Raw genomic sequence first — 22,733 nt, 5'->3', positions numbered from 1 at the left:
TATCGAAAATAAAAAGCGTATTCAATCTTTATTCTAATAGCCGAGTAACTTTTCACTATTATTTTAGTGAATCCGAAAAAGCTTAATCTATTAAATCCCCATTGCCAGAACGATCCAAGAACTGTATTCTAGGAAGCCTGACAATGGGGATTGTTATCCAATATTTTCAAAATATCTTAGATGGATCAACGGCTTTCAAATTCCATGATCAATTCATCTAACCCTCAGATTGATCCCCTTCAATAAGTACTTGTCGGGGCTTGGACCCATCTTGAGCGGAGACTAAGCCATTCGCTTCTAAATCGTCAATCAAGCGAGCGGCACGATTGTATCCAATCCGGAATTTTCGTTGAAGCTGAGAAATAGAAACTGTCTCTTGATCACTAATTAAGTCAACGGCTTCTTCATAATATTCGTCATCAGAAGCATTTTCTGCCGAAAGATCTTGGTCTGCTACTACAATTTTTTCATCATAATCCGCAGTTTGCTGCATCTTGATATAATCTGTAATTCGTTCAACTTCGTCATCAGAAATATACGCACCTTGAACTCTAACCGGTTTATTTTTACCCATCGGTTGGAAGAGCATATCCCCTCTTCCAAGTAATTTCTCAGCACCCACAGAATCAATAATGGTTCGAGAATCCGTCCCAGAGGATACTGCAAAAGCCAATCGTGATGGAACATTGGCCTTAATAATCCCTGTGATAACATCCACCGATGGTCGTTGTGTAGCTATAATCATATGGATTCCTGCTGCACGAGCCATTTGGGCTAGTCGAATAATAGCATTTTCAACATCATTTGAAGCGACCATCATTAAGTCCGCTAACTCATCAATGACAACAACAATCTTAGGTAAACGTTCATAGCCTGTCCCATTTTCTTGATTCCAAGAATCCACCTGCTCATTATAGCCATCGATGTTACGAACACCAGTCGTAGCAAAAAGCTCATAGCGTCGTTCCATTTCTTCAACGACATTATTCAAGGCACGGGCCGCCTTACGTGGATTGGTCACTACCGGAGAAAGTTGATGGGGCAAGTCGTTATATAAAGTTAATTCAACTTTTTTCGGGTCAACCATTAAGAACTTAACTTCCTCAGGACGCGCCTTCATCAATATTGAACAAATAATTACATTAATACCAACGGATTTACCCGATCCCGTTGCCCCTGCAACCAGTAGGTGTGGCATTTTACTTAGATCCGCTAAGCATACCGAACCAGAAATATCCCGACCCAGAGGCACTTCCAACTTATTGGAACTTGCTAAGCCTGCTTCAATAATTTCAGAAAAAGCAACCGGCGACACTTGGCTATTCGGAACTTCAATTCCAATCAAAGATTTACCTGGTATTGGTGCTTCAATCCGTACATCACGAGCAGCAAGTGCTAAGGCAATGTCATCAGCTAAATTAACAATTTTTGAAACTTTAACGCCGATCGCAGGTTGAATTTCGTACTTAGTCACAGCGGGACCTAAATTCGCCTTAACAATTTTTGCATCAACGCCAAAACTTTCAAAGGTCAATTCCAATTTCTTAATATTTTCTTCAATCCGTTCGTACTCTTCAGTTTGATCAACAGGTTCCATCTTATTAAGAAGATCTACCCCTGGAAACTGATATTCTTGATTTAATTTCTTGTTGGCGATTTTTTTGCTTTGTTTAATATTAGGAGCCGTTGCATTCGGAGAATCATCTTGAATTAACTCTTGTGTTTGATGACTCGCTTCTTGCCAGTGACTACGCTGTGCTTGTGATTGGTCCATTTTGCTTGATTCTGAGAATGACGCTAACTGAGAATCATCATCTCTTCCCGTCTGATCAGCTTCTGATATTTTAGTATCCGCTTGCTTCTCAAATTCATTTGCTTTATCTTCTGGCAATTTGGAAACCTCCGGAAAGACTGTCATTGACGGATCTGTCACCTGTGATTCTGTTGAAGGACTAGCAGAAGGTCTAGTAGATTGACTGACTGAACTAGGCTGATCATGATGTTCTAAATTTTCTTTAATAATTGTTTTGAGTGGTCCAGATACTTGTTCTCTTTGCTCATTCGAAGTCTTTCTTTGTTGTTGAATTTGATCAAAAAAGTCTAAATCCAAAATACGTTCCTGTTCGGGCCTCATTTTACGCTTTACAGACGCTGTATGAGCCTTAGGATCCGATAACTTATAAGGTTCAAAATCATAAGGCGTATTAGGTTGAAATACAGGCTCCTCATCTCTTTCTACGCTTGGCATATATCGTGCGGTTTGATCTGACTGTGGAGATACGTCTTGGCTCAAATCAACTGCTTCTTGATCAGAATCTCCGAAAAAGAAGTGCTTAAATTTTTCAAAAGGGGTCATTATCCATGAAATAGATCGTTTTTTTGAAGAGTCTTGTGCAACTTGAATATCTTCCAAGGATGTTGAAATTTCTTCTTGAGAGTAATTTTGATCATTTAGATTATTTTCATCATTAAAAACCTGCTTTATTTGCTGTAAGTCCGGATTAATTTTTCTTAATCCTTTAAAAAGCCACTCACCAGCATACCTAAGTGTTTGCCATGCAGCATATAGAGTCTGGTTAATGACTAAAATTAATCCCATAAAAAAGATGGTCCAAAGTAATAAATAACTTCCCCACCGACCTACTAAAAATATTAACCCTTGATATAAGAGTGCACCTAATAGCCCTCCTCCAAGACTATCCACAATCTGCCAAGTTAATAATTCATTCTTATACAATTGGAAGGTGTAAGCAAAGATAGACTGTCCCGTCTGTTGACTAAAGCTAGAGTAAAAAGTTGAGATATGTAAAATACCCGTTAAGGCCATCAAAACAAATATTCCGCCGATAACTTGGCGTCCTTCAATCCGCACCATTCGGCCTCGAACGATTAATGCCAAGCCTAACCAAATCGCAAAGGCCAAGACCAACGTATAAGTCTCACCAACAAGTAGCCTAAATCCATTAGTCATCATGACACCGACCATGCCCCAATTAAAGACAGATACTAAACTTAAGAAAACGATAATTAGACCTAAAATCAAGTAAGTATTCTGATAAGTCACTTGAGATTTCTTTTTTTTCTTAGCGTTTGAATTATTTTTCTTACCTACAGTCATTCCTTCACATCCTTCGATCATTGCTTATCGTATCGTCCGTCCATTATACCATAAAGTTGTCTAGGCGATGAGCTTTCACTATAATACTCCTTGCACTGAAAGCTATTTTAGCATAAAATAAGGAGGATTAGCTTCCAACTTTTAGGAAGAAAAATATTAATGGAGTGTGAACTATGCAGTTTATCAAAAAACATGGCAAAAAGATTCTTTTATTTGCCTTTATTTGTCTGATAGCAGCCGGTTGCGTCCGCTATGATAAATCAGGCATGCCAACAGGAACGGTTTACCAATATATCGGAATTCCAACCGCTCGCTTAATGGACTTTCTAGCCCATCTATTTAATGGTTCGTATGGAATGGCAATTATTATCATAACCGTAGCAGTAAGACTGTTAATGTTGCCTTCCACCTATAAAATGACTAAAAACACCATGGAATCATCCGCAAAAATGAAGTATGCTCAACCAGAAATTAGTGAAATTCAAGCAGAAATGAATGATACCGATGATCCAAAAGAAAAAGCAGACCTACAAAAAGAATTAATGCAAGTTTATGCTAAATATGACATTAACATGCTCTCTTCAATGTCAGGTTGCTTGCCCCTATTGATTCAATTGCCCTTCATTTCAGCGGTTTATGCCGCCATTCGGTCCTCCGAAAAAATTGCCCATTCAACCTTCTTAGGTATTGATTTGGGGCAACGTAGTATCGCAATCGTTGTTCTAGTTGTCGTAGCCACCTTCTTATCTTCCTGGTTGATGCAAAAAGCTGCACCAACTCCTGCGACTGACAACCCACAAGCCAGCCAAATGCAAAATTCAATGTTAATTATGAACCCACTCATGTTAGGTTGGTTCACTTATGCTTCTAACGCTGGTTTAGGTGTCTATTTCTTAGCTGGATCCATTGTATCTCTCCTTCAACAAATTTATATGAATCACGTTGCACGCCCTAAGATTCAAGCTGAGATGGAAGAAAAAGCCAAAAAGTATGCCGATCTTCCTCGCGAAAAGCGAAAAAAGGCCGCTAGAGAAAACAAAAATGCCATTAAAGCTGAAAATGCTAAACGGATCGTCCCTGTTAAGAGCAGCTCCAAGGGTCAAGGACGCAACGCTGGCAAACAAAATCGGAATCAACGATAAGCCCTTCCCTTAACATAAAAGAGAGCTTATCAAGTTTTTCAATCATGAAAGTCTCCCGAATGCTAAAATATAGCACTCGGGAGACTTTTTTAATGGACCACAATATAACATAATTTCCCAATAGAATAGGAGCGTCTAAAATTTTGGAGGCTGCAACAAATATGTCACAGCCTCCAAAATCATAGCTCATTGTATTATTTAATTTCTTTTTCTAATTGAGCCTGTTTATTTTTATAGATTGCACGTTGATCAGTCATAATAGGAAATTCAACATAAAAAATGGAACCATGTCCATAAACAGACTCCAAACGGATTTGACCACGGTAACTTTCAACCAATTGTTTAGCAATACTTAAGCCCAATCCATTGCCCCCTTGATTGCGAGCACGCGCTTTATCCACTCGATAAAAACGCCCAAACACACGCTCTTTATCTTCTTCTCGCATTCCTTCACCAAAATCTTGAACCGCAATTTCTACCTTATTAACCCCTTTACTCAAGGATAAATGGATTTCTTTACGATTAGTAGAATACTTGACGGCATTATCCATTAAAATAATTAAAATCTGCTCAAAATGATTGCGGAACATATTCACATAAATAGGATCCTGGCTCTTCTCCGCATCTAAAAAGATTTTAAAATCGGGATAAAGCATGACGAAGTTATTAAAGACCTGTTTCGTCGTCGAAACGACTTCAGTCATTTCATTTTTATAATCCACATCAACATGGTCTGCCCGTGAAAGATCTAACATTTCTTGAACAAGATCCTTCATTCGAGTTATTTCTTGCAAAGAAGCAGCAATTGATTCCTCAAGGACCGTTTGATCCTCCTTACCCCAACGATTGAGCATTTTTAAGTGCCCTTCAACAATGGCTACAGGAGTCCTCAATTCATGTGAGACATCCTCTACGAATTGTTTTTGATTTGTCACATATTGGTCAATCTTATCCAAAAGTCGATTTAAATGTAGACACAAATCACTCCACTCATCATTCGATCGTGGCTCCATTAATCGCACTTCAGATAACGTTCCCTCTTCCAACAAATCCAAGGTGTTATTAATATAAGATAAGGGTTTTAGAAAATAATAAGAAATTATATAAGCTAGACCTAGAGATAATAAGACATATACGATTAAGGCAATTCGCCCATCACGATATTGACCTCGCATTAATTCTTCCATGCGATCCATGGAAACGATCATCTGTATGCTGCCTAAGTGCTTATTTGAGCTAGGAGAGATAACCCGTTCATTTCCGACAAGATACTGTTTACCTTGAATCATCTTATCTGTTAAAACTTGATTCGTTTTTTGATAGGACAAGGCATAGGGTTGGCTTTCATATACCAAGCGACCTTCAGGAGTGTAAACACGTACATCCACATTTTTTTCAACATACAAGCGAACTAATCGCTGTTGAAGATCCATTCTTTTCGATAAACTTGGATCCATAAAATTGGTCGAATTAATAGGACGCTCTAAGGAGGCTAGTTCTTGCGTTAAGTCCATCAATCGTTCTTGATAAACTTCCTTAACCTGATTATGGAAATGATTCACCGATATTCTTTGGTAGGCAATCAAGGATCCAATTGATAAAGTCATAAATGCTACAAATAACAATATTGGCCATTTCCATTTTAAGGAAGGGGGATGCTTTAAAAAATTAATTGTCGGTTTTTTCATTTTTTAAGTTCTCATTACATAACCTGTGCCACGTACAGTTTGGATATAAGATTCTTGCCCTTCAACATCAATTTTATTTCTTAAATAACGAATATACACATCCACTACATTGGTCTCAACTTCTGTCTTATATCCCCAGACCTCTTCTAATAGCACATCTCTCGATAAAACCATATTAACATTTTCCATCAAGAATAAGAGCAATTCATATTCCCGCTTGGTTAAATCAATCACTTCATCTCCTCGCCGAACGATTCGAGAAGCTTTCTCAATCGTTAAATCTCGATAGCGAATCACTAATTGTTGTTGAGTACGGATATCCTCTTCACTCTCAATCCGTCGAAATAGGGCTCGCAATCGAGCTAGAAGTTCCTCAATCGCAAAAGGTTTGACAATATAATCATCAGCTCCTTGATCAAGACCCGATACGCGATCAATCACTGAATCACGAGCCGTCATAATAATAATTGGTGTATCCTTAATAGGGCGAATGCGACGAACAACCTCGAGACCATTTAATTCTGGCAACATTAAATCTAATAGAATAACATCCCAGTCATCCTCCAAGGCTCGGTTTAATCCTGACCGCCCATCATAACATATTTCTGTTTCATAGCCTTCATGTTGTAATTCTAATTCAACAAAACGCGCTAAATTCTTCTCATCTTCGACAATTAGAATCTTCTGATTATGGTTGGTATTCATAAAAACGCTTCCCTTCTCATATACTCACTCATATTGTAAACTTTTTCATCTTAAAAAGCTATGATAAAATAAAAATCTTCTATTTTTATCTATTTACACTTCTTCTTCTCCTTGAGTCAGCCAATGATAGTGAAAAGCTCCTGGACGATCCACGCGCTCATAAGTATGCGCTCCGAAATAATCTCTTTGAGCTTGAATAAGATTGGCTGGTAAGCGGTCGCTACGATAGGCATCATAGTATGACAAGCTAGACATAAGGGCAGGAATTGCTATGCCAGTCTGAGTTGCTAAAACAATGACCTGTCTTAAACTCTTCTGATAGTCTTGGCATACTTTGGCAAAATAAGGATCCAACAATAAATTTTCTAATTCTGGATCACGTCGATAGGCTTGGGTAATCTCTTGTAAAAATCGAGCTTGAATAATGCAGCCACCCCTAAAGACTTGAGCAATTTGACCACAATCTAATTGCCAATTATACTCAACCGAAGCCGTTTGATATTGAGAAAATCCTTGAGCATAAGCGATGAGTTTCCCTAAGTAAAGGGCTTGTCGAAGCTGTTCGATGAGTGCTTCCTTATCCACATCAAAAGATAAGTCTTCATCTGGACCGGATAGATATTGGCTCGCCTTAACTCGTTGCTCTTTAAAAGCTGAGATATATCGACTAAAAACTGACGCTGTAATTGTAAAAGAAGGCAAACCTAGATCCAAAGCAGATTGAGAAGTCCATTTTCCCGTTCCTTTATTACCAGCGCGGTCTAAGATCATATCAATCATTGCTTCTCCGGTTTTTGGATCTTTTTTGCTTAAGATATTAGCTGTAATTTCAATCAAATACGATTGGAGCTCTCCTTGATTCCATTGGTCAAAAATGCTAGCAATTTCTTCAACGGGTAAATTCATCCGATAGCGCATAAATTCATAGATCTCAGCAATCAATTGCATATCAGCATATTCAATGCCATTGTGGACCATTTTGACATAATGACCCGCGCCATCCGGACCCATATAAGCTACGCAGGCTTCATGGTCTTGAGGGTCTTTTGCCGCAATCTGTTGTAAGATCTCCGCAACCTGATCATAAGCTTCTTTTGGTCCCCCTGGCATCAAAGCAGGGCCGTGTAAAGCCCCTTCTTCGCCACCAGAAACACCCATTCCCATAAAGTGAATGCCCGTGGCATTAATCGCTTGACTACGTCGTCTAGTATCTTGATAGTAACTATTTCCGCCATCAATAAGAATGTCACCAGAATCTAACAATGGTAAGATGCTTTCAATGGTTGCATCTGTCGCTGATCCTGCCTTTACCATTAGAATAATCCGGCGCGGACGTTCAATCGATTGAACAAACGCTGAAAGTTCTTGACTTGCGATTAAATTTTTTTTGGGGAATTCATCTTTAACTGCCTGAGTTTTCGCGTAGCTACGATTAAAGATCGCCACATGATAGCCCCGGCTTTCAAGATTTAGTGCTAAATTCTTTCCCATTACCGCCATGCCAACAACACCAATTTGTGCTAAAGTCATTTTATAACTCCTTATCTATTCATTATTAAAATTCTCCTATTCCTTACTAAGGAATGATAACCCTCTAAAATCTACCTAATTATTTCTAATTTTAGCAAAAGTTTAATCGGATTAAAAGTTTGATTACCAGTCTTTCTTGGATTTTCAAAATATTTTTGGTAAAATGAGCTTATCTTGACGAAGGAGGTCGTCTGTTTGGCAAAGAAGAAAAAGAAAAAAGCCAGTAAGTATGATCGCATGATTCGAATCATGTCTTTATTAATGGTACTAGTAATGCTGATTGGACTTGCAATTACTTTATATATTACGCTAATCGACTATCTACCCCATTAGTAAATGGCTTTAATCCTAACTTACCCCTACTTTAACTAGTAAAGATGAAATTGTACTAAATACAAAAAACTCGACCAATCACAGGGTCGAGTTTTTATATTACACTAAGAACTAATCAACGGATTTTAAAGCTTCTAACATATCCACTTTTTTAAGATGATGGTTGACATAGAATCCTAATAAACAAATTAACAGCAAGACCGATCCAATTGGAATCGCGTAAACTGACCAACTGACACTTAATGGAAATTGCATCGTATCCGGTGCCACCCCTTCTAAGATAATCCGATGTAAGAGTCGTCCCCCTATTAATCCTAGCAAAATGCCAATAATTGATAAGACAATGGTTTCACGATAGATATATAAGGTCACTTCTCGATTATAAAAGCCCAGTACTTTAATCGTCGATAATTCACGAATTCTTTCTGAAATATTAATTACCGTTAGATTATATAGAATCACAACGGCCAAGGCTAAAGTTGCAATTGTCAACACATTCATCACACTATTTAAAGATTCTACTAAGCTATCAATTTGATTAATAATAGCAGTATTTTGAATGACAGCCTTGACCCCATCCAAAGCCATAAAATCAGCCGCAACAGCCTGAACATGTTCTGCCTGCTGATTATTTAGTTTCAATAGGTGAGCATTGGATTCAAAATCATGGTTCATTGCTTGATGATAATAATCTGCATTCATCAACACATAATGACCCGCAAACATTTGAGCAATCCCCTTTAATCTAAAAGTATATTCAAGGCCTTGATCATCTTTTAATGTAAAAGAATCCCCCACTTGTAGTTTCAGCAGCTTAGCTAATTTACTTGATACAATAACCCCATCTTTAGGTAGGTCCATTCGCTCACCCGATTGGTCATCAAAAAGTTGAATAAAGCCCTTCATATTTGCTTGATCACTTACCATCAAATTTACTTGTTGTTGATCGCTCAGTCCATCAATCTCTTTAGTCATTTGTTGACTATAAATTGGCAATTTCTGGTCAATAGCCGAATCGGCTAACTGATGAAATAAATCTTCTTTTTCTTGGTCACTTAAATGATCCTTATGAACCACCATGGCATCATATTGAATCACCTCTCCAAATTGATAGGAAGCAACACCAGACAAAGAGGATTGCATAGCTAGTCCAGCATATAATAGGGAAACAGAGCCCGCCACCCCAATCACAGTCATTAACATTCGCTGTTTATAACGAAACATGTTACGGGCAGTCACTTTGTTAATAAAAGAGAGTCGATTCCAGATAAAAGGGATCTTTTCTAATAAAATGCTAGATCCTTTGGCAGGAGGTTTAGGTAACAATAATTGAGCAGATGATTCACTCAACTCCTTATAGGCAATCCAAATAGCTGGAATACAAGCAGAAAGAACGGAAATTAGCAAAGCCAATAAAGAAATTGGCCAGTAAATGCGCTCTTTGATTGATGGTAATATCGTTTCTGATAGTAGCGCCGTCTCCAAAAGTTTAGGTAATAAGTATGTCCCCATCAATATTCCTAAGATTCCCCCAATAAATGAAGCAGAGAATCCATAGTAAAGAAACTTCCTAATAACATGTCGATTACTATATCCTAATGCTTTCATGACCCCTGCATTGGTTCTTTCTTCGGCCACAAATCGAGTCATCGTTGTCATTGATACTAAAATAGCGACTGCAAATAGAATAACTGGAAATAGATTACCCACCGCAGAAATCCCATTCGAAGATAAAAAGACACTTAAATAACCATTTCCACCAGGAATAGTTCGCCGCGTATAAGTTTTATAAGTAGGCACTGAAAGATTCATTAATGTTTCTTGGGCGTCATCAATCTCTGACTGTGCTTGATCAATATCAGATTGGCCTGTTTTTGCCTCGCGTTGATAGTCAGTCTTCTTTTGATCAAGTTCTGATTGTGCTTGATCTAATTGATCGATACCTGCTTGGAGTTCAGCTGGATAAATGATATCTGCTTCCTTGATTCCCTGAGCCAACATCTGTTGTTTAACAGCATCAATTTTAATTTGAAGATCAGCCCTTTGCTGATCAAGTGTCGCTTGTGCTTGGTCTAATTGTTCTTGACCATCTTGCAAATCTTTCTTACCTTGGTCGATCTTATCTTGTCCTTCTTCAATCTGATCTTTAATTTCGCTTTTAATTAGCTCATATCTTTTTTGACCATTATCTGCTAATAATTGATCCAATTCATCTTGGTATTGTTCCAACCGTTCTTGATACTCATCGCTAAAACAATTCAACTTTGCTAAATCAGAGTAGGTCAATCGTGCTATCGTATAGTATTCACTATCGAAAGCTTGCTGATCGACCAGACCATAAAAAGCCAGCGCTCCAGATCCAGAAGATGCCTGTCCCAATTCAATATTAGAGATGATCTCGGTCGAATTTACAAAGCCAACAACTGTGTAACTATCTTCTTTAAGGAGTGCAGAGTTTGATTGTTCAAAAGTAATCTTATCACCAATTTGATAACGACCTTGATAGAAAGATGCTAAGGCAATTTCGTCTTTATATTTAGGATATTGGCCCTTAACTAATTCAAATTGTGAATTATGTTCAGTTTTAGAAAAAATCCGAACTGCTTGGCTAGAGTCCTTAACTACGACATCGGTAAAATAACCATAGTCAATCACAGCATGATCCCTAAGTTTATTGATATCCTGACGGTCTTCATCACTTAAGCCCCAATCTGAAATAACAGCCAAGTCCATTGTATGATAATTGTTTAGATAAGACGATGCCGCTTCATTAATCATAGGACCTGTCACCTTCAATCCCACTAGTGCAAAGGATCCTAACATGACTAACATAAGAATGGAGAAAAATCGTCCTTTGGACTTTAGAAATGAACGAAAAATGTCTTTATTTAAACTCTTCTTCAAAATTTTCCCTCCTAATAAGTGATATCTTCAATATTCTTAGGATGTTCATTCACTTCAATTGACCGAATCTTGGCATCATGCATATGGATCACACGGTCTGCAATCGGTGCTATCGCCGCATTATGGGTCACAATTACTACTGTGGCATGTTGCTCACGTGATCGATCTTGTAAGATCTGAAGTATCGCTTTACCCGTTTGATAATCCAAAGCACCCGTTGGTTCATCACACAATAATAACTTAGGATTCTTAGCAATCGCACGCGCAATAGAGACCCGTTGCTGTTCACCTCCAGATAATTGGGCTGGAAAATTATTCATTCGATCTTTTAAACCAACCGATATCAAGGCCTCCTCAGCATCTTGGGCATCGACAACGATTTGAGAAGCCAGTTCAACATTTTCTTTTGCGGTAAGATTCGGAACCAAATTATAAAATTGAAAAACAAAACCTACATCATTGCGTCGATAAGTGGTCAGTTCTTTCGAGCTATAGTTTGCAATATTTTGACCATCAATAATTACTTGTCCTTCATCATTAGAATCCATTCCTCCCAAAATATTTAAGAGGGTAGACTTACCTGCTCCCGAGGCTCCTAAAATAACAACTAATTCACCCTGATTCACTTCAAAGCTAATATCTTCATTCGCGATGATTTCACTTTGACCTGACTTAAACCGCTTATAACTATGTTTTAACTCGATATATGCCATATTTCTACTCCTTAATTGAACATTGTGTTGATTTAATACCCTAACTATTCTATAATAATCTTGACTAAGATACAAGTAGGAGGCTCTATGAAAGCAAAACGACATACTAACACTAAAAATGCCATAAAAAGCGCGCTCACAAGACTCCTCCACGATCAAGCTTGGGAGACTTTATCCATCTCTGAAATTAGCCAAGCTGCCAATATTAATCGTGGCACGTTTTATCTTCATTATAAAGATAAGGAAGATATGATGAATCAACTTTTACAAGGATTACTGGATCATGTATCAAATCACTTAGCTAATATTGATCAACAGACTAGCTGGCAACCAAATATCTTACCGATTATCGAATGGCTGGAAAAAGATTTCGATTTCATTGAAAGCGTCGTCAAAGCACGCCCAGATTATATTGAAAAAATACTTAGAGATTATTTATGGCAGCTAATCCAGACATATCCTAGCCTACAACAATACATCAAAAATCAAATCCCGCTACCATCAGATTATGCTTATGAGGTATTTATCGCTTCCAATATTAGCATCGCACTTCATTGGATAAAAAAAGGAGGCAAGGAAAGTCCTGAACAAGTCTCAAAAATGTTTTTCAAATAAAAAGTTCGATTTTGACGCATCATCCCATGCATCAAAATCGAACTTTTTATCAATTTAAGATAAATTAGATTTTGTTTTTCCAAACCATTTTTCCAAACCGCCTGTTAAAATATAGACTTGAGAATGTCCTTGTTTCTTTAGGATACCTGCTGCACGTGAGGTCAGATGATTTCCCCCTTCATCATAAAGACACACCGGTAGATCTCGACGGATCTCACCGCTCCGCATCTTAAACTGGGTAAAAGGAATATTACGGGCTCCTAAAATATGTTCACGATCAAATTCAGCGGCTTCTCGGACATCCACCAATTGAAGCTTACGAATCCGTTCATTCAAATCCATCGCACTGATCATTTGAGCCGACCGTTTGCGCAAAAACCATAGATAAGCCTGATAAACTGCAAACAAAATAATTACTATTAAAATAACACTCGATAAAACTCTTAAAAATGACATAAGATCCTTCTTTCTAATTATTCCGAATAACTAAAGCTGCTGCCCCAATTAATCCCGCATCATTGCCCAAATTTGCTAGTGCTATTTGGGTTTGCTCTTTAATAGGTGGATATACATAGTTCAAATATTTCTCTTTAATCGCATGGATCAAAAATTCTCCCGCCATTGAAACGCCGCCACCTATCAATATTAATTCAGGGTTAAGAATATTGGCAATATGTGAGCAAGCTAAAGCCAAATAATGACTAAATTCATCAAAAATCTGCAAAGCCAACAAATCACCTGACTTTGCCGCATTGATAATTTGCTTAGCGTCGATCATTGCCCCCGAACGATAATCCTTGAGCAATTCTGATGAAACAATACTTTCTTGAGCATAATGGTCTAGAAGGTTGACTAGACCCGTTGCAGAAGCTACCGATTCCAAACAACCATATTTCCCACAAGTACAGCGATACGTTCGACTTGTATCAATCGTTAAGTGACCAATCTCACCGGCAGAGCCCCAAGAGCCTTCGATTAAACGACCACCGCTGACAATTCCACCACCAATACCTGTTCCCAAAGTAATCATTACCAAACTTTGATGCCCTGCTCCAGCACCTAACCATTGCTCTCCTAAGGCCGCCGCATTAGCATCGTTGGTTAAATAAAAAGGCAGAGGTAAGGATAAATTAAAACTCTCTTTAACAGGGAACGCTGTCGCCCAATTCAAATTATAGGCTCCTTTAACAGACCCGTCTGCTAAAACAATCCCAGGTGTCCCCATACCAATCCCCTTGATATCAAGTAAGTCTAGATCCAAAATGGTTAGTTGCTCATGAATTGACTGAATTAGATTGGAAACGATATAGCGCCCCTGGTCACGAATATCTGTAGGCAAAGACCATCGATGGTGGATAGCTCCCTCAGTGTCAATCAAGGCCATCTTTGCAGAAGTGCCACCTAAATCGATCGCCAGACTTAATTTATTCTTAGAAGCCACCGAGTATCGCTCCTTTCGTACGTTGAATTCCCCAAAATAACATTCCTAGGCTTAGTAAAATAACGGCTATTAAAGCAAGAAATCGATCTCTTTTATCAATGGTTGATCGATAACCAGATCCCAATCCTAATATTAATGTAATCAGTGCTCCAAAGACTGCTCCACCAAAATGACCCCAATTATCAATACCGGTGGACATGAAGCCTGTGACAATATTTAATACAATTAATAAAGCAAAGTTGATGGCTCTTTGTTGCAAGGCGAATGAGTGAGGATACATCTTAGCTAAAATAACATAGGCCACAAATAATCCAAAAATTCCTGTTGAAGCGCCTGCTGATACATTCATATTTAAGGCAAAAGAAAAAAGATTGCCACCAAAACTAGCCACAAAGAACAAACAGGCAAAACGCCAATGACCCATTAAAGCTTCTAAATCCTGCCCAATAAAATAGAGTGTCAAGCAATTAAAAAATAAATGTTCGAAGCCTATATGAATAAATGAAGGTGTAATCAATCGATACCATTGATGATAAGCAACAATATGAAAGTTGGACTTGGCACCGGTAGCAATCAAAGCATCAAAAGATGTGCTTGATCCAAACCGAATCAACATATAAGCATAAACGATTACATTAATAAGTAGTAAACTAAAAGTAACATATGATTTTTTATAGGATGATAGTAGGTGCATAAAGACCTCCTTTTTTATTAATTAACCTTATTATACATGATTCCCCCCTCTGCTGACGAGTAAATTAACAAAAGTCCAAGATTAGTTACCTTCTAAACGATTTAATAACCTATTCCAATTATTATACGTGCCAAATTTTACCTTGAACATACACATCTTATATTGAAAATAAAAAAGACGGTCATACAACCGTCTTCAATAAAGATTATTTTTTAACTTCACGGTGAAGTGTTACTTTACGTTCACGTGGACAATATTTTTTAGTTTCAATCCGGTCAGGATTGTTTCTTTTATTCTTACTGGTTAAGTAATTACGTTCTCCACATTCAGTACATTCTAAGTTAATATTAACGCGCATCATATTCCCTCCAATCGGATCTAAAATTATCTTACTAGAAGCACCTAACTAGTATAACACGATTGACACATTCATGCTACCGTTTTTTTATTATTGATGATAGTAGGCACCATTCGTTAATTGACTTGCTATCTCATGAATGGTCATCGAGGTAGACAACTCGTGGTCACCTGCTTGGATCAATCCGGATAGATTCCAATCAGAAATCAACTGTTCAAATTCGGCCGCTGAAGAAATAAAGCCTTCCGATTCAAGTCTTTTAGCTATCTCCCCTGCACTTTCACCTTGATTGACTGTAAATATTTGATCCCCTTTAACAGTTGATTCACTCTCATCCTCGGCAGTTTCACTATCATCCTTAGGTAACAAGATACCATTTGATTCTAATAGAGATTTATAATATTCCAAAGACTCAGCTTGATTATTTACTTTTTCAGTTAGACCCGTATTTTCAAGATTGATCGATGCAATATTTAAATTTAATTGATCCTTTTCTTCCTTGACTTGACTCAGCTCTTCGACCACAGATTCATTGGCCTTTGAATTCTGTCCTTTTAAAACACTCGGTAAGGTAATTCCAGAAATGGGGACCTGTCCTTGATAAAAAATAGCAAATGCCCCCGTTAGAATAGCAGCTAGTAAAAAGCCTACACCGAGTGAGCGTAAGGATTGCTTACTCATTATCTCATCCTCCTTTTAACGGTTCTCAATATATTCATCGATGAAGTATTGAACGGTCTCAGCTTGTTCATTCACTTCCTTAGCAATTTCATTCACTGTGTAACCTTGAGAGTAGAAACGAATAATTTCCTCTCTCGTTCTTTCTGTAATATTCATATTTACACTCGGTCCTTCATCAACGACTTCTGTAGAAACGCCAGATTGATCCGCAACTTTTACGGTAATATCTGAATCAGCGGGATTTGTAGAATTGTGATAAACCTGATCTGCCGTTAAGGAAGATACATTTGGAAGATTTTCATTATCTTCTAGTCCCACTTCTTCATAGATATCCCGTTCAATCTGTTTGATTTGACCTTGCAAATCAGAAAGCTTTTGTTGATGCTCATTAAAACTGTCATCCATCTCTTGATAATCCTGACTATCTTTAGCAAAAAGTGAGGCGAATAATAAAATAATCGCAATCACTAAAAATGCCAATACTAAAATCCATATATCCATTCTTTTCACCTTCTATATTTTTCTTTTATTATAACAAATTAAATCAATTTTGAGTAAAAAAGCCAATAAATATTATTGAACACTGGTTGTCGTTTGTTCAACTGAACTTTCTGAGTCCGCCTCAGTTGAAGTAGAAATAGCGTTCGTATCAACACCTTCTTGACCCTTAATCAACTGATTTGTCTCACTTTGTGATTCAAAATAAATATCCATAATTTGCTTGGCTAAATTCAATACGTCGACCGCTAGAATTCCTTCCTTAAGATATGGAACGACCACTGCAACCGCGATTTCCGGCTTATCATAGGGAGCAAAGCCTATAAATGACGCATTCGTTACAGGATTATTTTTAGCATATTGAATAGGTCCTGAATAGAATGCCTCTGCCGTTCCTGTCTTTGAACCTAATTTTATCGGATAATTCAAGAAGTACCGGCTTGCCGCACCTTCATTAGTGTGAGAAAACTGATACATCCCCTGGTGTATCCGATCCATAGCCGCAGGATCAATATTGATATCATTTAATAATTTTGGAGGAACCGTTGCTAAGACCCCCCCAAGTTCACCATTGGAATCAGTACTCCGAATTTCTTTAACCAAACGTGGAGAAAATCGTTTGCCCCCATTAGCTATCGTTGCTGCATACTGCCCCAACTGTAAGGGCGTATACAAGTCAAACTGTCCGTAAGATAAATCCAAGGCAGATACCAATTGATTACTCTTAGGAGAAAAACCTTGAGATTCATTTGGTAAATCAATACCCGTTGATGTCCCTAGACCAAACTCTGAAAAATGTCGTCGAATAATATTAATAGTATCAGGATTAATATTTAATAGACCCTCTTTTTCGTAATTTAGTTGACCACCAATCTTCATAGCTAATTTAATCATATAAATATTAGAGGACTTTTGAATAGCTGTAATATCGTCGACAGGTACCTGACCATTCCGATTAAAAACGGATGACTTAACTTGAGATGCCTGGAATTTCATTGGCTCATCCACTAAAACATTATCAGTTAAACTAATCGCTCCTTCTTGATATCCGGTTGCCACCATTGCTGGCTTAACCGAAGAACCCATACTATAAGAAGAATTGATGGCCCCTAGGACATCGTCTTGAATTTGATCATAGTTATAAGAATCAGTGGCTTGATCATAGGCAAATTTTTTACCAGAAATCCCTAATATATCTCCATTTTGAGGATTAAGAGCTACCACATAAATCCGATCGTTAAGATATTGATTAGGGCCAATATTTTTAAGATTCTCCTCGACCACCTGATCTAATTTCTTTTGGAAATCACTATTTATGGTTAATACTAAGTTAGCTCCCTTATTTCCGGGATAGACTTGCTCATTTTTTAAAATATCATCTTGTGAGTCCGTCACAATATTATTCACAGACTTAGTACCTCGTAAAACGGTCTCATATTGTTCTTCCAAGTAGGACATTCCTACCCGATCATTCATGGCATACCCACGCGTTAATAATTCTTTAGCAGTATCGCTAGGAATTCCGCGTTCTTCGGTAGACACCTGACCCAAAATTGACCTTAACATATCACCTTGTGGATAAGTCCGTTGCCAATCGGTCCCCAATTGTATTCCTGGTAAAACAGACATATTTTCACTAATTCGTGCAATTTCTTCCTGGGTTACATTTTTATTCTTAATAGGAACTGTAGATAGAGCATAGGCAGAGGACATTCGGTTATAGATCATTGCTATTTCTAACTCAACATCCGAAAAATTTAAGTCTTCCGGCTTAATTTTATCAAGTTGAGCCTGATAACCCTTAGTACCTTTTAAGGTTTTTTCTTCAGCAGTCATCCGACTAAGTACTTCATCTCTCCTAGTGGCTAAAAAGTAATTTTTTAGATCCACCTCGGTTAAAGATTGAGTCGGCAACTCGATTAAGGAAGCTAGTTGTTTGGCCACTGTTAAAATCTCTTTAGAAGAAACTTGGGAATCTCGACCCCGCGTATATAGAATCGCTCTCTCTGGTTGATTACCAACAACGATTCTACCTAAACTATCATAGATCATTCCCCGAGGGACTGACCCCGTTGAAATCGTTGAATCTGTTCGCTCTACCATTTGAGTCAAACTCTGTCCCTTATAAAGTTGCAAATAACCTAATCGAACAAAGAGTGCCACAAATGCTAAGAAGGATACCGTAAATAAAATATTTAAACGGCGAGGAATGTGCGATTTTTTCTTTTTTCTTTTTAATTTATAGTTTGAATTTATCATAAACCTCATACTTTCTCTTGATCAAATCATAATCCATTAAATTATAGCAAATTATCAAACCGTTTAAAACCGAGATAAAAAATTTAGTCAAATGATTTAGCCAAATCTTCTAAATATTCTTCATAGTGGTAGGCCCTTTAGCAATTAAAATAATTTCCTTCTAGAAATTTACTTCTTTTATCTGATTGCTTACAAAATGAGAAATCCCCCATGCAAAAACAAAGCGTCTTTGTTATGATAGTTGAGAATTTTATTTTAAGGAGTCCAATATGTTGAGATTTAAATATGCCGACTACCTGCTTACAGGAACCATAACCGGCTTACTACTCGCTCTACTTGCCCTAGTCAATCGTTTTATTCCCTTCGCTATTGAAGATGGTAGAAGCCTTCTAACAATTGACTTAAGTCAACAATACCTTGACTTTTTTGCCCTGTTTCGTCAGGCCTTACTACATGACCCTAGTCAAATCCTTTACTCCTTTCATAAAGGTCTAGGTGGCGAAATGCTAGGATTATGGGCCTACTATCTTATTAGTCCCTTTAATCTGATTCTTCTTATCTTTCCTAAGAATCATTTGGACCTAGCCATCAGTTTTCTAACTGCTGCGAAAATCATGGCTTCTAGCATCAGTTTTTATTTTTTAGCAAAATCACTCTCTCCCAAGACTCAATATAATAATTTAGCGCTAGCCCAATGTTATGCCCTCATGTCTTATACAATCGCCTTTTCATTAAACATTATGTGGTTTGATGGATTGGTGCTATTACCTCTTATAGTTTATGGCCTTGAAAAAATGATTCGCCAACAATCACCTAGGTTTTATGTCTTTAGCCTAAGTCTGTGTCTAATCTGTCATTATTATATTGGTTACATGATCTGCATATTTCTAGCCTTCTATGCCTTGTATGCGATTATTTGTCAAGAATCCTCAATCAACTTTAAAAATATTCTTAAACGGTATACTCATTTTGTAAAGTATTCACTCATCGCTACTTTAATAGCAGGGATCGTTCTTGTTCCAGCATTTATCTCTATGCTGTCATCAAAAGCAGCTCAGATGACAGGGGATAATCAGCTCGTCTGGGAGATTGTTCAAGAGCACTCTTTTTTGGATATTACTTCTAAATTCTTCATAGGAGCCTTTAATTATGATCAAATGGCTACTGGATCTCCTAATATCTATATAGGAATGTTTGCTTTTATTCTAGCTCTTTCTTATTTTATGACAAAAGAAATCCCGCTTAAAGACAAGTTAGCAGCCATATTTATACTTTTAATGTACTATGCCTCTTTTTCGATCGAGCTATTCGATAAGCTTTGGCATATGGGACAATTCCCTATCTGGTATAATTTCAGATTTTCTTTTACTTTCTGTTTTTTCCTATTGGTATTAGCCCTAAAATCTGCGCGAAAAATCGAAGGTTCCTTATCCAATAAACAAGCCCTCATCTTGTTAGTTGCTTTCTTTATTTTAGGAATTCAATATAAGGGAAGTGATTACGCTTATTTAAGCTTTGGAAAAATTGCCTTAACAGGATTATTCTGGATCCTAACGCTTTGGTTATTAGCCAATAAATGGTTACCCAAAAATCACCGACAAATCCTGCTACTTGCCCTTTGTTTAGCAGAACTAACTTCAAATGCTTTCTTGATTATTTCTGATAATGATACCTATCTCTTAGCAGATCGTTATCAAGACTATACTCAATTGCTCGATGAAGCAATCGATCCGATTCGCCCAAAGCGTGATCAATTCTATCGAATCAGTCAAAACTTTTTCCGAACAAAAAATGAAGCTTTTTTTGGAAATTACTTTGGTCTGAACCACTTTAGTTCGACATTAGAAAAACATATGACAACCCTTTATCAGTATTTGGGGCTAACCAGTGGTATGAACACAATGACCTATTCACCGGGAACGCTCTTTACGGATGATTTGTTCAATGTCCGCTATCTGCTAGATGTAACCTCTAATACCGAGATGTCTACCCCTGATAAAGGCTATACCCTATATCCTAAAACTAAAGACTTAGATATCTTTTCATACCCACTTATCGAAACGAAAAATCGTTATCGAATTTATGAAAATACTGAACGTTTAGGTTTTGGCATTGAGGTGTCCCCTAAAATTATTCAGTCGCAATTTAATAACTATCAACCCATCCAAAATCAAGAAAAACTCCTACAATTAATCGCTTATGATGGTGACCATCAACCCTTCTTCGAACCCATCGAATTAGATAGTACGCAATATGATAATGTGGAGGTATTGGATCGGGGCGACGGGGACTTCTATACTTATGCTAAAAAGGATAACAACCGACCTGGATCTATCTTGATTCGTTTTTCAACAACAAGCAGCGACCCCTATTACTTTACCCTTCCTAGCCAGTATTCACCATCGCAAGTAGAATTAAGGCTAAATGGTCAAGATTACGACTACCACCTTACATCTGATGGCCGCCAAATTATTAATGCTTCTTATAATAAGACAAAGAACCAACAAACTTTTCGAATTAATCTAAAAAAAGGACAGCTTAAAGCTAATTTAATGGCTCTATATCGCTTTAATCTGAAGAAGTATCAAGCTATGATCCATGAAAAACAAAGTCACCTTTTTCAAATCAAGCATTTTTCTTCAACAAAAATTCAAGGTGATATAAGCATTCAACAAAATCAGGCTTATCTTCTTTTCCCGATGGCTTACGATCCGGCCTGGTCCATCAAAGTTGATGATCAACTTGTTAAACAAGAAAAGGTCCTCAACGATACGATGATGGCGATTCCTATCACACATGGTGACCATAAAGTGACCTTATCCTACCGCCCTAAGTCAATTTTCTATGGATTCATTATCAGTGCTCTTGGACTGCTCCTATTTCTCGCAGCTTATAAAAGTGATCAAGGGACTTTAATCAAAAATCAATCTTAAGATAAACTTGCAGACCATTCCAATATTCGTTAAGATAAGTACGAAAATATAATGAAAAGGATGTTTCTATTTGAAGCGTACATTTTTAATACTTAAAGCCGCCTTGTCAAATCCGCGCTATTTCATTGAAGGTATTGATTTAGCCTGGTCAAAACACGTTATACTGGCACTTATTGTCACACTTTTTATGGCTTTAAATACTTTTATCGCGATTCGTCCAAGTTATCAAAACCTCTTAGATAATATTGGCCAAGCGGATACCCATGTTCCTAAATTTCAAGTTAAAAACGAGGAACTTCAACTGGCCTCTGGTGAAAAATCACTTTACTATCATTCCGCCCCCTTCCAATTGGTCGTTGATGACCAACTAGTTAACCATAGTACTGACGGTGGCCTTATACTAAATAATGAAGACGCTGAAAAAATATCGTCAAACTCATTAGTGAATTTGATTTTAAGCAAGGATCAAATTTTATTCTACCTAAAAGGCCAAAATCAATTAATGACCTTTGACTATCAAATCATTCCTAATGAAGCAAGCCTTCATCAAAGTCTTGATCTCTTAAGAATGTCTAAACCACTGGTCTTCTTTAGCACGTTTCTATTAAGCTTCTTATTCTATGCTTACTTAATCGCATTAACAACTTTATTCTCAGGAATTCTAAATTTTTGGCTAAATACCCCTTTAACTTTTTCTTACCGATTAAAATTAGTCATTATGTGCAGTTTCTTCCCTTTGATCTTTCTACAAATAATTCAAATGTTTTTACCGAATTTCTATCTGCCGATTTTCGCCATTGTGGTACTCATCCTAATGATTGCCTATTACGCCTTTAAGCGTCATACACTCTTTATCCGTGAAGTGATGCAAAAAATTCAAACGATCGATAAAGATGAATTTGCTCGTCTCGTAAACGAAGATCCTAAAAGCCTGCATGAATACTTAGCAGGCCCTGATCAGGCGGATCTTATTGATCAAAAAGAAATCGATGAAATCCAAGAGTTTATCAAAGCTAGCGAAGATAAATCCGATAAAAATTCTGACGATCATTCTAAGGAAAATCATGATCATCCAAAAAAATAGCAAAAATAAAGAGGCTGTGACACAAGTCTCAAAAATA

18 protein-coding genes are annotated in these 22,733 nt (G+C 37.4%); 5 read left to right on the top strand and 13 right to left on the bottom strand.

What is annotated here, in order from left to right:
* Positions 1-217: 217 nt before the first annotated feature.
* Positions 218-3,118, bottom strand: coding sequence for a DNA translocase FtsK (locus HMPREF2758_RS02700; protein ID WP_016647849.1), 2,901 nt, complete (start codon positions 3,116-3,118; stop codon positions 218-220).
* A gap of 173 nt (positions 3,119-3,291) precedes the next feature.
* On the opposite strand from HMPREF2758_RS02700, the gene yidC reads away from it, so the two are divergent.
* A complete protein-coding gene (gene yidC, locus HMPREF2758_RS02695) occupies positions 3,292-4,260 on the top strand; it encodes a membrane protein insertase YidC (RefSeq protein ID WP_006907731.1) in 969 nt (322 codons plus the stop codon).
* Between the two features lie 194 nt (positions 4,261-4,454).
* Here the strand turns inward: yidC and HMPREF2758_RS02690 are convergent, their stop codons facing one another.
* The 3 genes from HMPREF2758_RS02690 to gndA form a co-directional block, all read right to left on the bottom strand.
* A complete protein-coding gene (locus HMPREF2758_RS02690; RefSeq protein ID WP_070609060.1) occupies positions 4,455-5,948 on the bottom strand; it encodes a sensor histidine kinase in 1,494 nt (497 codons plus the stop codon).
* A gap of 3 nt (positions 5,949-5,951) precedes the next feature.
* Entirely contained in the window at positions 5,952-6,653 is a 702-nt protein-coding gene (locus tag HMPREF2758_RS02685) for a response regulator transcription factor (protein ID WP_006907733.1), read from the bottom strand.
* A gap of 93 nt (positions 6,654-6,746) precedes the next feature.
* Positions 6,747-8,183: an NADP-dependent phosphogluconate dehydrogenase gene (gene gndA / locus HMPREF2758_RS02680; protein ID WP_070609059.1), complete on the bottom strand. Its 1,437-nt coding sequence runs from the start codon at positions 8,181-8,183 to the stop codon at positions 6,747-6,749.
* Positions 8,184-8,378: 195 nt separating this feature from the next.
* Between gndA and HMPREF2758_RS08800 the strand changes: the two genes are divergently transcribed.
* Positions 8,379-8,516 (top strand): DUF4044 domain-containing protein, encoded by a 138-nt coding sequence (locus HMPREF2758_RS08800; RefSeq protein ID WP_164999400.1) that lies wholly within the window; start codon positions 8,379-8,381, stop codon positions 8,514-8,516.
* Between the two features lie 111 nt (positions 8,517-8,627).
* Here HMPREF2758_RS08800 and HMPREF2758_RS02675 read toward each other — a convergent pair whose 3' ends face one another.
* Together HMPREF2758_RS02675 and HMPREF2758_RS02670 are read right to left on the bottom strand one after the other, a co-directional pair.
* A complete protein-coding gene (locus HMPREF2758_RS02675; RefSeq protein WP_006907735.1) occupies positions 8,628-11,420 on the bottom strand; it encodes an ABC transporter permease in 2,793 nt (930 codons plus the stop codon).
* An 11-nt stretch (positions 11,421-11,431) separates the two neighbouring features.
* Positions 11,432-12,133: an ABC transporter ATP-binding protein gene (locus tag HMPREF2758_RS02670; RefSeq protein WP_006907736.1), complete on the bottom strand. Its 702-nt coding sequence runs from the start codon at positions 12,131-12,133 to the stop codon at positions 11,432-11,434.
* A gap of 87 nt (positions 12,134-12,220) precedes the next feature.
* On the opposite strand from HMPREF2758_RS02670, the gene HMPREF2758_RS02665 reads away from it, so the two are divergent.
* A complete protein-coding gene (locus HMPREF2758_RS02665) occupies positions 12,221-12,748 on the top strand; it encodes a TetR/AcrR family transcriptional regulator (protein WP_070609058.1) in 528 nt (175 codons plus the stop codon).
* Positions 12,749-12,802: 54 nt separating this feature from the next.
* Here HMPREF2758_RS02665 and HMPREF2758_RS02660 read toward each other — a convergent pair whose 3' ends face one another.
* From HMPREF2758_RS02660 to HMPREF2758_RS02630, 7 genes are all read right to left on the bottom strand, one after another.
* A complete protein-coding gene (locus HMPREF2758_RS02660; protein ID WP_006907738.1) occupies positions 12,803-13,204 on the bottom strand; it encodes a rhodanese-like domain-containing protein in 402 nt (133 codons plus the stop codon).
* Positions 13,205-13,217: 13 nt separating this feature from the next.
* Positions 13,218-14,189, bottom strand: coding sequence for an ROK family glucokinase (locus HMPREF2758_RS02655; protein ID WP_083304838.1), 972 nt, complete (start codon positions 14,187-14,189; stop codon positions 13,218-13,220).
* The gene (locus HMPREF2758_RS02650; protein WP_006907740.1) at positions 14,179-14,883 is read right to left on the bottom strand and encodes a rhomboid family intramembrane serine protease; all 705 of its coding nucleotides are present in this window, start codon (positions 14,881-14,883) and stop codon (positions 14,179-14,181) included. Before HMPREF2758_RS02650 ends, HMPREF2758_RS02655 begins: the two co-directional genes overlap by 11 nt.
* 205 nt (positions 14,884-15,088) lie before the next feature.
* On the bottom strand, positions 15,089-15,241 hold the full coding sequence (rpmG, locus tag HMPREF2758_RS02645; RefSeq protein ID WP_006907741.1) for a 50S ribosomal protein L33: 153 nt from the start codon (positions 15,239-15,241) through the stop codon (positions 15,089-15,091).
* A gap of 90 nt (positions 15,242-15,331) precedes the next feature.
* Complete coding sequence (locus tag HMPREF2758_RS02640) at positions 15,332-15,922, bottom strand: MltG/YceG/YrrL family protein (protein WP_070609057.1); 591 nt, start codon at positions 15,920-15,922, stop codon at positions 15,332-15,334.
* A 15-nt stretch (positions 15,923-15,937) separates the two neighbouring features.
* Positions 15,938-16,423, bottom strand: coding sequence for a terminase gpP N-terminus-related DNA-binding protein (locus HMPREF2758_RS02635; protein WP_070609056.1), 486 nt, complete (start codon positions 16,421-16,423; stop codon positions 15,938-15,940).
* Positions 16,424-16,495: 72 nt separating this feature from the next.
* Entirely contained in the window at positions 16,496-18,688 is a 2,193-nt protein-coding gene (locus HMPREF2758_RS02630) for a peptidoglycan D,D-transpeptidase FtsI family protein (RefSeq protein ID WP_070609055.1), read from the bottom strand.
* 260 nt (positions 18,689-18,948) lie between these two features.
* Between HMPREF2758_RS02630 and HMPREF2758_RS02625 the strand changes: the two genes are divergently transcribed.
* The gene (locus tag HMPREF2758_RS02625; protein WP_070609054.1) at positions 18,949-21,612 is read left to right on the top strand and encodes a YfhO family protein; all 2,664 of its coding nucleotides are present in this window, start codon (positions 18,949-18,951) and stop codon (positions 21,610-21,612) included.
* A gap of 70 nt (positions 21,613-21,682) precedes the next feature.
* Entirely contained in the window at positions 21,683-22,696 is a 1,014-nt protein-coding gene (locus HMPREF2758_RS02620; protein ID WP_006907746.1) for a DUF1189 family protein, read from the top strand.
* The last annotated feature ends 37 nt before the right edge of the window (positions 22,697-22,733 follow it).

Source organism: Facklamia sp. HMSC062C11 (assembly GCF_001810675.1).
In the GTDB taxonomy this organism is placed as follows: domain Bacteria; phylum Bacillota; class Bacilli; order Lactobacillales; family Aerococcaceae; genus Facklamia; species Facklamia hominis.
This window is presented reverse-complemented; position numbering and strand designations above follow the sequence as displayed.